Here is a 10,150-nt window from a genome sequence, read left to right as displayed (position 1 = left end):
GCAGCGATCACTGGCTGCGGCAGCGTCACGATTTGCTGCATGACCCGACTGCACAGGCTCATGACGTGCTTGAAATAGGCGCGGCCATGGTCCTCGTCCGAGCGATGCGCGTTGAGCTCCTTGAGGTCGTGTCCGGCCGAGAAGGCGGCGCCGTTGGCGGCGATCACCACCGCGCGCACCGTTTGGTCGTGGGCAACGGCCGAAAGCGCGTCGCCAAGCGCTTCCAACAGGGCCTCGGATAGACTGTTGCGGGCTTGCGGGCGGTTCAGCGTTAGAATGGCGATGCCACCCTTGTCCTCGCGAAGAAGAATGAGCGACGAGGGGGCGGAGCTTGCGGCGGCAGCAGCACGGGCGCTCATGGTTTAGCTCTTGGTTATCAAAAACTCTTGCGGATTTTGCGATCAGCCGGCGGCATTGTATCGAACTAGATGGGGGCATGCAGCCATGGTGGACCACGGAAAAATGGCCGATTCCGGAAAAGCTGACGCAATGTCGACCGGCGCGATAGAGATGGCGGCTCCTGCGATAACGCGCAAGGAGCTTCTCGACCGGCTCCGCGTCGAATTCCCAGAGGCGTCGCATGCTGTGGGAGATTACGAAATCGAGGAGCTATGGCGCGGTGGCTGCCGGTTACGGCAGCGTTACGACAAACGCGCTTTGCGACCCGGCGGAACGCATGCCGGCACGACGATGATGGCGCTCGGCGATTTTGCGACCTATATCGCGGTGCTGTCGGCGATCGGTTGGGTGCCGCTCGCAGTCACCACCAATCTCACGATCAATTTCCTGAAGAAACCGCCGGCACGCGACCTTCTGGCGCAAGCACGCTTGCTCAAGCTCGGCAGACAGCTTGCGGTGGGCGAAGTCGCCATCCGGGCCGACTGCGATGACGAACTCGTCGCTCACGTGACCTCGACTTATTCGATCCCGCCCGGCTCACCGGTAAAATAATACCACTGGCGCAAGGTCCTGAGAAGCAATCGGATTATTGGCACGGTTGACGCCACGTGCCAGCTCGGCTTAAAAGCCACTCGCCGCTGCGAACACGCGCGTCTCTGGATGGATACAACCATGACAACCTATTCGGCAAAGCCTGCCGAGGTCGAAAAGAAGTGGGTGATGATCGATGCCGACGGTCTCATCGTCGGCAGATTAGCCTCGCTGGTCGCTCTGCGGCTGCGCGGCAAGCACAAGCCCACTTTTACGCCGCACGTCGACTGCGGCGACAATGTCATTGTGATCAATGCGTCGAAGGTGGTGCTCACGGGGCGCAAAGTGCAGCAGAAAATCTATTACAAGCACACCGGTTATATCGGCGGGATCAAGGAGCGCACGGCCCAGTCAATTCTGACCGGCCGCTTTCCCGAACGGATTGTCGAGAAGGCCGTCGAGCGCATGTTGCCGCGCGGCCCGCTCGGCCGCCGCCAGCTTGGTAACCTGCGGGTCTATCCCAACGCCGAGCATCCGCACCAGGCGCAGCAGCCGGAAACACTCGATATCGCCGCGATGAATCGCAAGAATAAGAGGACTGCTTAATGGCCGAGACGATACAGACGCTCGAAGAGCTGTCTTCGCTCAAGCCCGCCGCGGCGCCACAGCCGCCCCAATACGTTCAGAAGCTCGACAAGCAGGGCCGCGCCTATGCCACCGGCAAACGCAAGGACGCGGTAGCGCGGGTCTGGATCAAGACGGGCGGCGGCAAGATCGTCATCAACGATCGGCCGGTGGAAAGCTATTTTGCTCGCCCGGTTCTGCGCATGATGATTCAGCAGCCGCTCGTTGCATCAAATCGTCAGGGTCAATATGACGTTGTATGCACCGTATCCGGCGGTGGCCTGTCCGGTCAGGCCGGGGCCGTGCGCCATGGTCTCTCCAAAGCACTTTTGCGGTATGAGCCAGACTTGCGCCCGGTGCTCAAGCGCGGCGGCTTCCTTACCCGCGATCCACGCGTCGTCGAGCGCAAGAAATACGGCCGCGCCAAAGCGCGCCGCAGCTTCCAATTCTCGAAGCGCTAAGCGAGGAACCGTTCCGCCGCGTCGCTCGAGCGGCGGCCGAACAGGTCCGGCTTCGCAATGCCAGAGAAGCCGCAGCGCTAGAAAAACGCCCGCTAGAAAAAAGCCAGGGTGCGGATCTCGATGCTTTCGCGCGGCCGCGCATGCGGCGGCGTGGTCGGATCCTCGAATGCGGTGTGCGCGGTCCAGCGCGCACGGCCGTCTTTCATCGAATCGAATACCTTGAATACGTAGGCCTCTTCGCGCCGCATCCGCGGGAACCAATACCACTTGTGTGCTGGATTGTATTTGATCGCATAGGTCTGACCGATGCGCCCGGGTGCGCGCCGCTCTGACACAATCATATCCTGCGGCGAAAGCGTTTGCGCATCTGCCATGGCAAGCGGATAAGTCTCCACCGGGTGGCGGATCGGCCGCCAAACCTGGATGATCGCGAAGCGCCGCTGCAACAATTCTTCGGCTTCGTCGGGCAAGATGTCGCGCACCCGCTGCGGGGCCGACCATTCCGTATAATCGTTGTGAACGCGGCGCACGACTTCTCGGATTCCCTTTGACTCGCGTAGTTCGTCATCGGCGGTTCGTAGCGTGTGGTCGAACACGACGACCCGCTTGGCGCCGCTTTCGGCTTTGATTAGCGCCTCCATCTCCGGATAGTAGACCCCTCGGATTTCATCCTCGTCGTAGAACTCCCTAACTTTGGTGTCGTGGCGCACGAAGCGAAAGCCGTGGCGCTCCAACTGAAAGTCCTCCGTGTGCGGGCGGCCGTTGTGAATGGTTACACGGCGCGGATCGGGCTTGCCGCCGGAGCGCGTGTCGCTGCCGCCGGGACCGGCGACGATGGTGAAGACCTTGCTGCCGTCGTCGATGATATAGTTCAGCGTTGCTTCGAGATGGTCCGGCGCGACGTCGAAATCGGCGGTCTGCGTTGCGGCTTGCGGCATGGCGCGCTCCTTATCGTCCGCTTAATTTAGGCATCCGGAATGCGCAAGTGAAGCACGACGGCAGCGGCCCGACTGGAGAAAAATTCATGCCTGCTCTGCAGGGCTAACGGCGGGTATCGCAACCGACTATTCTGTTTGAGCAAAGAAAAAGGGCGCCAGATGGCGCCCTTTAACTTTCCATCGCTATGGCGATGCAGGAAGGGTACTCATCGCGACGCTTACGCCGAGTAATACATCTCGAACTCGACTGGATGCGGCGTGTGCTCGAAGCGAATGATCTCGATCATCTTCAGCTCGATATAGCTGTCGATGAAATCGTCATCGAAGACGCCGCCCGCTTTGAGGAAGTCACGGTCCTTGTCCAAATTGCCGAGCGCTTCGCGCAGGCTGCCGCACACCGTCGGGATCTTTTTCAGTTCTTTCGGCGGCAGATCGTAAAGATCCTTGTCGGTCGGCTCGCCGGGATTGAGCTTGTTCTTGATGCCGTCGAGCCCAGCCAACAGCATCGCGGCAAAGCCGAGATAAGGATTGCAAAGCGGATCGGGATAGCGGACTTCGACGCGCTTTCCTTTTGGCGACGAAGCCAGCGGAATGCGGCATGAGGCCGAACGGTTGCGCACCGAATAGGCCAGCAGCACCGGCGCCTCGAATCCGGGAACGAGCCTCTTGTAGGAGTTCGTCGTCGGATTGGTGAAAGCGTTGATGGCGCGGGCATGTTTCAAGATGCCCGCGATATATTGCAGGCACGTATCGGAAAGGTCGGCATATTTATTGCCGGCGAACAGCGGCTTGTCGCCCTTCCAAATCGATTGGTGGCAGTGCATGCCCGAACCGTTGTCGCCATAGATCGGCTTCGGCATGAAAGTCGCGGTCTTACCGTAGACCTGCGCCACCTGCTGGATGCAGTATTTATAGATCTGCATCCGGTCGGCCATCTGAACCATCGGCGCGAATTTCATGCCGAGCTCGTGCTGCGCCGAGCCGACTTCGTGGTGGTGTTTCTCGACCTTCACTCCCATCCGCGCCATGGCGGCGAGCATTTCCGAGCGCATGTCCTGTGCCGTATCGAGCGGGGGTACTGGGAAATAGCCTTTCTTGAAACCGATGTGATGGCCGAGATTGCCGCCTTCGTATTCGGTGTCGGAATTGGTCGGAAACTCGACGGAGTCGACGCGATACCCGACGTTGTAGGGCGTAGCGGAAAACTTCACGTCATCGAAGATGAAGAATTCGGCTTCCGGTCCAAAGAATACGGTGTCGCCGATACCCATGGATTTAACCAGACTGGCCGCTTTCTTGCAGATCGAGCGCGGATCGCGGTTGTAAGGCTCTCCGGTCAGCGGTTCGAGTGTGTCGCAAATCAGGACGAGCGTCGTCTCGGCAAAGAATGGGTCGATGCAGGCGCTTTGCGGATCGGGCATCAGTTGCATGTCCGACTCGTGGATCGCCTTCCAGCCGGCGATCGAGGAGCCGTCGAACATGATGCCTTCGGCAAAAGTGTCTTCGTCGACCGTCGTGATGTCGCAGGTGACGTGCTGCCATTTGCCGCGCGGATCGGTGAATCGAAAATCGACGTATTTCACGTCGTTGTCCTTGATCATCTTCATGACATTCTTAGGCGTCGTCATATTATGCGTACCCTTTCGTAGTGCTGTTGGATGCCTCGCCGTACTGGTTCATTCCCGCTTACGGCCAGGCGGCGCAAGCAGTGGGACCAGCAATTCAGATGGCGTCGAGCCCGGACTCCCCTGTCCTGATCCGGATCGCTTCTTCGATGTTTGAGACGAAGATCTTGCCGTCGCCGATCCGCCCAGTCTGAGCGGCGCGCCGGATCGCCTCGATGGCTTTTTCAACCATGTCGTCACCGAGCACAATCTCGATTTTCACTTTCGGCAAAAAATCGACCACGTACTCCGCCCCCCGGTAGAGTTCGGTGTGGCCCTTCTGCCGACCGAATCCCTTGGCTTCGGTGACTGTGATTCCTTGCAGACCGACTTCCTGCAGTGCCTCCTTCACCTCATCCAGCTTGAACGGTTTGATGATCGCCTCGATTTTTTTCATCGCGTTCCGCCTCCCGGCTCCCGAACGGGCAGAATCCGCCCTGGAACCGACCCTTGGTTAGCAGGTCCCGTGCCAATGCCGCTCGTGTCGGAAATTCTCATTGCGATCAGGCGCTTGTGGTGGGAATGACCGATCGCTGCGGGATCGCGGAACCAAGCTTAGCTGATAAAGTAGGCAGCCTGCCTACAAAGTTGTCAACGTCAGGCGAGGCAAATAGCGCGTTGTGCAGCGTTCGCGCAATCAGACGTTCGGATATTGTGCCCCTGAATGATCGAGATCCTCACCAACGCCGAAATGGCCGAAGCCGACCGGCTGACCATAGCCGGCGGTGTTGCCGGCCTAACCCTGATGGAAAATGCGGGCAGCGCGGTCGCTGAAACGGTTGCCGCAAGGTTGCCTGTCGGCAGTCGGGTCGCCGTCCTCGCCGGCCCAGGGAACAATGGCGGCGATGGTTTTGTCGCCGCCAGGCAGCTCGCGAAAAGAGGCTATGCGGCGACCATTTTGCTGGTCGGCGCCCTGGAAAAGTTGAAGGGCGACGCCGCGGCTTCGGCAAAGGCGTGGAATGGGCCGATCGCTGCCGCAGCGCCTGCGGGGCTCGCGGGCGCCGATATCGTTGTCGATGCGCTGTTTGGTGCCGGCCTCGACCGGCCGGTCGATGGCGCTGCGCGTGCGATGATCGAGGCCGTCAATGCGCAGGGAGCGCCGGTGGTCGCAGTGGATCTGCCGAGCGGCATCAATGGCAATTCCGGCGCTGTGATGGGAGTTGCCGCCAGGGCCGCGCAGACAGTTACGTTTTTTCGCAAGAAACCGGGCCATCTCCTGATGCCGGGTCGCGCTTATTGCGGGGCGACGTCGGTTGTCCCGATCGGCATTGCCGACGCCGTGCTGACGCGCATCGCTCCACGCACATTCGAGAACGTTCCCGAACTGTGGCGCCGAACGTTTCCAGTGCCCCGTCCGGAGGGCCATAAATACAGTCGCGGCCATGTGGTGATCGTCTCAGGCCCATCGTGGTCGACCGGCGCAGCGCGGCTTGCCGCACGGGGCGCATTGCGCGCCGGTGCGGGCCTCGTCACCATTGCAAGCCCGCGCGAGGCGCTCGCCGTCAACGCCGCGGCGAATCTCGCGATTATGGTGCGGCCAGTGGATGGCGCGGCCGAACTGTCGCGCTTTCTGGCTGATCCACGTTTCAACGCGCTTGCGCTCGGTCCCGGTCTCGGCGTTGGCGAGCAAACCTGTGAACTCGTTTTGGCAGCGCTTGCAGGCGAACGTGCGGTGGTTCTCGACGCCGACGCGATCACAAGCTTTGCCGAGGCGCCGCAACGGCTCGCTGGGGCACTCAAGGCAAGACGCGACAAACCCACAGTGCTTACACCTCACGATGGCGAATTTTCGCGCTACTTCAATGTGCTGGACGAACACACTAAAGCTGGGTCGAAACTCGACAGGGCACGCCTTGGGACGGAGCTGACGGGCGCGGTGGTTTTGCTCAAAGGCGCCGACACGGTTGTGGCGGCGTCGGATGGCGCCTCAATCGCAGCCAATGCGCCCGCCTACCTGGCGACTGCCGGTGCCGGCGACGTGTTGACCGGAATCGTGACGGGCTTGCTGGCTCAAGGCATGCCAGCTTTCGAGGCGGCATCGGCGGCGGTTTGGCTTCATGGCGAGGCCGCCCGCGCGTTCGGCCTCGGACTGATCGCTGAGGACATCCCAGAAATGCTGCCCGGGGTGTATCGCGCCTTGCTCGGCTAGGCCTATCTCGTTTGGCTATTTTGTAGTGGCCGGTGCGTCCTAGATGATATAAGCGCGCCGGGCCGCCCTTCGCGTCGCGGGCGTGGCGGAATTGGTAGACGCGCGGGACTTAGAATCCCGTGACGAAAGTCGTGGGGGTTCGAGTCCCTCCGCCCGCACCAACTCGGGCGGTTTCTCCAGAACTTGGCGAAACCAGAACTTGGCGAGATTTGCCAAAAAGGCGATATATTTCGGTCCGTTGGGCCGTGAAGAGTAGTGCCGATGCAAGTAACTGAAACCGCCGCAGCCGGACTCAAACGCGAATATCGCGTCGTCGTTCCGGCTACCGATCTTGAAGCCAAGGTCAATGCCCGGCTCGATGATCTCAAAGGGCGCGTGCAGCTCAGGGGTTTTCGGCCGGGCAAGGTGCCGGTCGCTCATCTCAAGCGCCTCTATGGCAAATCGGCGATGGCCGAGGTGATCGAAGCTGCGGTCCGCGAGGCCAATTCAAAGATCGTCACCGAGCGGGGATTGAAACTTGCGACCGAGCCCAAAATCGTTCTTCCGCCGGAAGAAGGCGCCGTCGAGGGCATCATCGCGGGAAAGGCTGATCTAGCTTACACCGTCGAAATGGAGATCGTGCCGCCGATCGCGCTGGCCGATTTCAAGACCATCAAGCTCGAGCGGCTCACGGCTACAGTCGAGGATGCTGAGCTCGATAAGGCCTTGCAGACGATCGCCGAGCAGAGCCGTCCGTTCAACGACAGTGCCGATGCGCCGGCAAGGCAGGGCGACCGCATCACCCTTTCCTTTCAGGGCACGATCGACGGCGCGCCGTTTGAGGGCGGTTCGGGCGATGACGTGGCTCTGGTGCTTGGCTCGGGTCAGTTCATTCCCGGCTTTGAGGAGCAGCTGCTCGGAATTAAAGCCGGCGACAGCCGCACGGTGAACGTCAAATTTCCCGAGAATTATCGTGTGTCCGCGCTCGCGGGCAAGGACGCGGTTTTCTCAGTCAGTGCGAAGAAGGTCGAAGCACCGGGCTCGGTCACTATCGACGACGATTTTGCCAAGACGCTCGGGCTGGAATCGCTAGCAAAGCTTCGCGACGCGGTGCGCGAACGTATCGAGCGCGAGCATGCCGCGGCTTCACGCCAGAAGATCAAGCGCGCGTTACTTGATCAGCTCGATGTCCGGCACAAATTCGACCCGCCGCCGACCCTGGTAGAGGAAGAATTCAACAACGTCTGGTCCGCGATCGAGAACGACCTAAAGCAGCAAGGCCGGACTTTCGCGGACGAGGGAACCGACGAGGAAAAGGCACGGCAGGAGTATCGAGCCATCGCAGAACGCCGGGTGCGGCTTGGCCTCGTTCTCGCTGAGATCGGCGAGAAAAACAATATAAAGGTTACGGATGAACAGCTGACCCAAGCGATCGTCGCTCAGGCCAGAATGATGCCCGGCCAGGAACAGCAGGTGTGGGACTATTACCGCAACAATCCGGCTGCTCTGGCCGCCGTACGGGCGCCACTGTTCGAGGACAAAGTGGTCGACTTCCTCCTTGAACTAGCCGATGTCACCGAAAAGCAGGTTTTGCGGGAGGAGCTCTTCAAGGAAGAGGAGGACTGAGGCCAGTGTGGCGTTTAGACTGCCAAGGTTACGTCTTGCCACAGCGATTTCTGAGCATATCTGCGGTGGCGGGAAGGCCATACCCAGCCAAACATCCCGTGGCGGCTTCGACAAACCGCCCCGACTCAAGTCACATGACCTAATCGGCTGGCCCATCAGGCCCGCTTTGGACCCAGCTAGCCACGTCACGTGACCAAACTTAGGTCAGTAATTCAGGTGAGCCATGCGCGATCCTAAGGACACCTACATGAACTATCTGGTCCCGATGGTGGTCGAACAGACCAACCGGGGGGAGCGGGCCTACGACATCTATTCGCGGCTGCTCAAAGAACGGATCATCTTCATTACTGGGCCGGTCGAAGACGGGATGGCCTCGCTGGTGGTTGCACAACTCCTGTTCCTAGAGGCCGAGAATCCGAAAAAAGAAATTTCTATGTACATCAATTCGCCGGGTGGGGTGGTGACCTCGGGGCTGGCGGTCTACGACACGATGCAGTTCATCCGTCCCGCGGTTTCGACCCTTTGCACGGGACAGGCTGCGTCTATGGCCTCGCTTTTGCTTGCTGCCGGCGGCAAGGATTTGCGTTTTGCGCTCCCCAACGCCCGGATCATGGTGCATCAGCCATCCGGCGGGTTCCAGGGCCAGGCCACGGACATCATGCTGCACGCCCAAGAGATTTTGAACCTGAAGCGGCGGCTCAATGAAATCTACGTCAAACATACCGGGCAGCCGCTCAAGAAGATCGAAGACGCCTTGGAACGGGACATGTTTCTCACCGCCGACATGGCCAAGGAATTCGGCCTTATCGACAAGGTGATCGAGAAGCGGGCGGAGGAACCCAGCCTCAAAGAACCCAGCCTCAAAGCCGAGCCTATCCTCAAGGGGGTCAGCTAGCGGCGCGCCAGCGCCTCGAAATGGACCGATTCGGCCGCTGCAAAGGGTGAGTTCCTGAGCCGGGTCAAGCGTTTTCTCGGTCCTGTGATCCAGAAACCACAGCGGTGCAAAGTCGCGTTATCGTTAATGGATTCTTGATTGGCACGCCATTAGCATGTCAGCTTGCGCCGGAGGGCTTGGCGTTGGCACTTTGGCGGTAACGCGAGTCGCTCCAAGAAAGCTGAGGTCGGTGCTACGAAATCTTAGCCGCGCGCTTCCTAGGATGCTTGTTGAGGCGCGGCACTGGCGAAGACGGAGAATGGAATGAGCAAGGTTGGTGGCGGCGATTCAAAGAACACGCTGTACTGCTCGTTCTGCGGCAAAAGCCAGCACGAGGTGCGCAAGCTCATCGCCGGCCCCACCGTCTTCATTTGCGACGAATGCGTTGAACTTTGCATGGACATCATTCGCGAGGAGAATAAATCCTCGCTGGTGAAGTCGCGCGACGGCATTCCAACCCCGCGCGAAATTCGCAAGGTCCTTGACGACTATGTGATCGGTCAGGATCACGCCAAAAAGGTTCTCTCGGTTGCCGTTCACAATCACTACAAACGGCTCAACCATCAGAGCAAGCATAACGACGTCGAGCTCGCGAAGTCGAACATATTGCTGATTGGCCCGACCGGCTCCGGCAAGACATTGCTGGCGCAGACGTTGGCGCGCATCCTCGATGTGCCGTTCACGATGGCGGACGCCACCACACTGACCGAAGCGGGCTATGTCGGTGAGGATGTCGAGAATATCATTTTGAAATTGCTGCAATCGGCCGACTACAACGTAGAGCGTGCGCAGCGCGGCATCGTTTACATCGATGAGATCGACAAGATTTCGCGTAAATCCGATAA

11 protein-coding genes and 1 tRNA gene are annotated in these 10,150 nt (G+C 59.9%); 8 read left to right on the top strand and 4 right to left on the bottom strand.

Annotation, left to right across the window (positions count from 1 at the left end; genetic code table 11):
- Nucleotides 1–359, bottom strand: a 359-nt coding sequence (locus CFA80_RS00890; protein ID WP_200806993.1) for an enoyl-CoA hydratase-related protein, incomplete at its 3' end; no start/stop codon positions are given.
- 151 nt (nucleotides 360–510) lie between these two features.
- Here CFA80_RS00890 and CFA80_RS00885 point away from each other — a divergent pair.
- The 3 genes from CFA80_RS00885 to rpsI all read left to right on the top strand — a co-directional run bounded on the left by CFA80_RS00885 (nucleotide 511) and on the right by rpsI (nucleotide 2,015).
- Nucleotides 511–951 carry a PaaI family thioesterase gene (locus CFA80_RS00885; RefSeq protein ID WP_088518489.1) on the top strand — a complete coding sequence of 147 codons (441 nt, stop codon included), beginning with the start codon at nucleotides 511–513 and terminating at the stop codon, nucleotides 949–951.
- Nucleotides 952–1,071: 120 nt separating this feature from the next.
- A complete protein-coding gene (gene rplM, locus CFA80_RS00880) occupies nucleotides 1,072–1,536 on the top strand; it encodes a 50S ribosomal protein L13 (protein ID WP_088518488.1) in 465 nt (154 codons plus the stop codon).
- On the top strand, nucleotides 1,536–2,015 hold the full coding sequence (rpsI, locus tag CFA80_RS00875) for a 30S ribosomal protein S9 (protein ID WP_088518486.1): 480 nt from the start codon (nucleotides 1,536–1,538) through the stop codon (nucleotides 2,013–2,015). The genes rplM and rpsI overlap by 1 nt, the downstream gene beginning before the upstream one ends.
- 92 nt (nucleotides 2,016–2,107) lie before the next feature.
- Here rpsI and CFA80_RS00870 read toward each other — a convergent pair whose 3' ends face one another.
- The 3 genes from CFA80_RS00870 to CFA80_RS00860 form a co-directional block, all read right to left on the bottom strand.
- Nucleotides 2,108–2,953, bottom strand: coding sequence for a CmcJ/NvfI family oxidoreductase (locus tag CFA80_RS00870; protein WP_088518485.1), 846 nt, complete (start codon nucleotides 2,951–2,953; stop codon nucleotides 2,108–2,110).
- 218 nt (nucleotides 2,954–3,171) lie between these two features.
- Nucleotides 3,172–4,581, bottom strand: a complete 1,410-nt coding sequence (gene glnA / locus CFA80_RS00865) for a type I glutamate--ammonia ligase (protein WP_088518484.1) — start codon at nucleotides 4,579–4,581, stop codon at nucleotides 3,172–3,174.
- 94 nt (nucleotides 4,582–4,675) lie between these two features.
- Nucleotides 4,676–5,014 (bottom strand): P-II family nitrogen regulator, encoded by a 339-nt coding sequence (locus tag CFA80_RS00860; protein ID WP_088518483.1) that lies wholly within the window; start codon nucleotides 5,012–5,014, stop codon nucleotides 4,676–4,678.
- Between the two features lie 270 nt (nucleotides 5,015–5,284).
- Between CFA80_RS00860 and CFA80_RS00855 the strand changes: the two genes are divergently transcribed.
- The 5 genes from CFA80_RS00855 to CFA80_RS00835 form a co-directional block, all read left to right on the top strand.
- Complete coding sequence (locus tag CFA80_RS00855; protein ID WP_088518487.1) at nucleotides 5,285–6,766, top strand: NAD(P)H-hydrate dehydratase; 1,482 nt, start codon at nucleotides 5,285–5,287, stop codon at nucleotides 6,764–6,766.
- Nucleotides 6,767–6,842: 76 nt separating this feature from the next.
- Nucleotides 6,843–6,927, top strand: a tRNA-Leu gene (locus tag CFA80_RS00850).
- Nucleotides 6,928–7,027: 100 nt separating this feature from the next.
- A complete protein-coding gene (tig, locus tag CFA80_RS00845; RefSeq protein WP_088518482.1) occupies nucleotides 7,028–8,371 on the top strand; it encodes a trigger factor in 1,344 nt (447 codons plus the stop codon).
- A gap of 223 nt (nucleotides 8,372–8,594) precedes the next feature.
- On the top strand, nucleotides 8,595–9,266 hold the full coding sequence (locus CFA80_RS00840; RefSeq protein ID WP_088518481.1) for an ATP-dependent Clp protease proteolytic subunit: 672 nt from the start codon (nucleotides 8,595–8,597) through the stop codon (nucleotides 9,264–9,266).
- A 303-nt stretch (nucleotides 9,267–9,569) separates the two neighbouring features.
- Nucleotides 9,570–10,150 (top strand): ClpX C4-type zinc finger protein (locus tag CFA80_RS00835; RefSeq protein ID WP_143549662.1); only part of this gene is annotated, 581 nt, incomplete at its 3' end.

The sequence above is a fragment of the Rhodoplanes sp. JGI PP 4-B12 genome, from assembly GCF_900188135.1.
This window is presented reverse-complemented; position numbering and strand designations above follow the sequence as displayed.

Bases quoted from the DNA above. Each gene is read 5' to 3' on its own strand.
- CFA80_RS00885 (WP_088518489.1), top strand. From the start codon at position 511: ATGGCGGCTCCTGCGATAACGCGCAAGGAGCTTCTCGACCGGCTCCGC.
- rplM (WP_088518488.1), top strand. From the start codon at position 1,072: ATGACAACCTATTCGGCAAAGCCTGCCGAGGTCGAAAAGAAGTGGGTG.
- rpsI (WP_088518486.1), top strand. From the start codon at position 1,536: ATGGCCGAGACGATACAGACGCTCGAAGAGCTGTCTTCGCTCAAGCCC.
- CFA80_RS00870 (WP_088518485.1), bottom strand. From the start codon at position 2,953: ATGCCGCAAGCCGCAACGCAGACCGCCGATTTCGACGTCGCGCCGGAC.
- glnA (WP_088518484.1), bottom strand. From the start codon at position 4,581: ATGACGACGCCTAAGAATGTCATGAAGATGATCAAGGACAACGACGTG.
- CFA80_RS00860 (WP_088518483.1), bottom strand. From the start codon at position 5,014: ATGAAAAAAATCGAGGCGATCATCAAACCGTTCAAGCTGGATGAGGTG.
- tig (WP_088518482.1), top strand. From the start codon at position 7,028: ATGCAAGTAACTGAAACCGCCGCAGCCGGACTCAAACGCGAATATCGC.
- CFA80_RS00840 (WP_088518481.1), top strand. From the start codon at position 8,595: ATGCGCGATCCTAAGGACACCTACATGAACTATCTGGTCCCGATGGTG.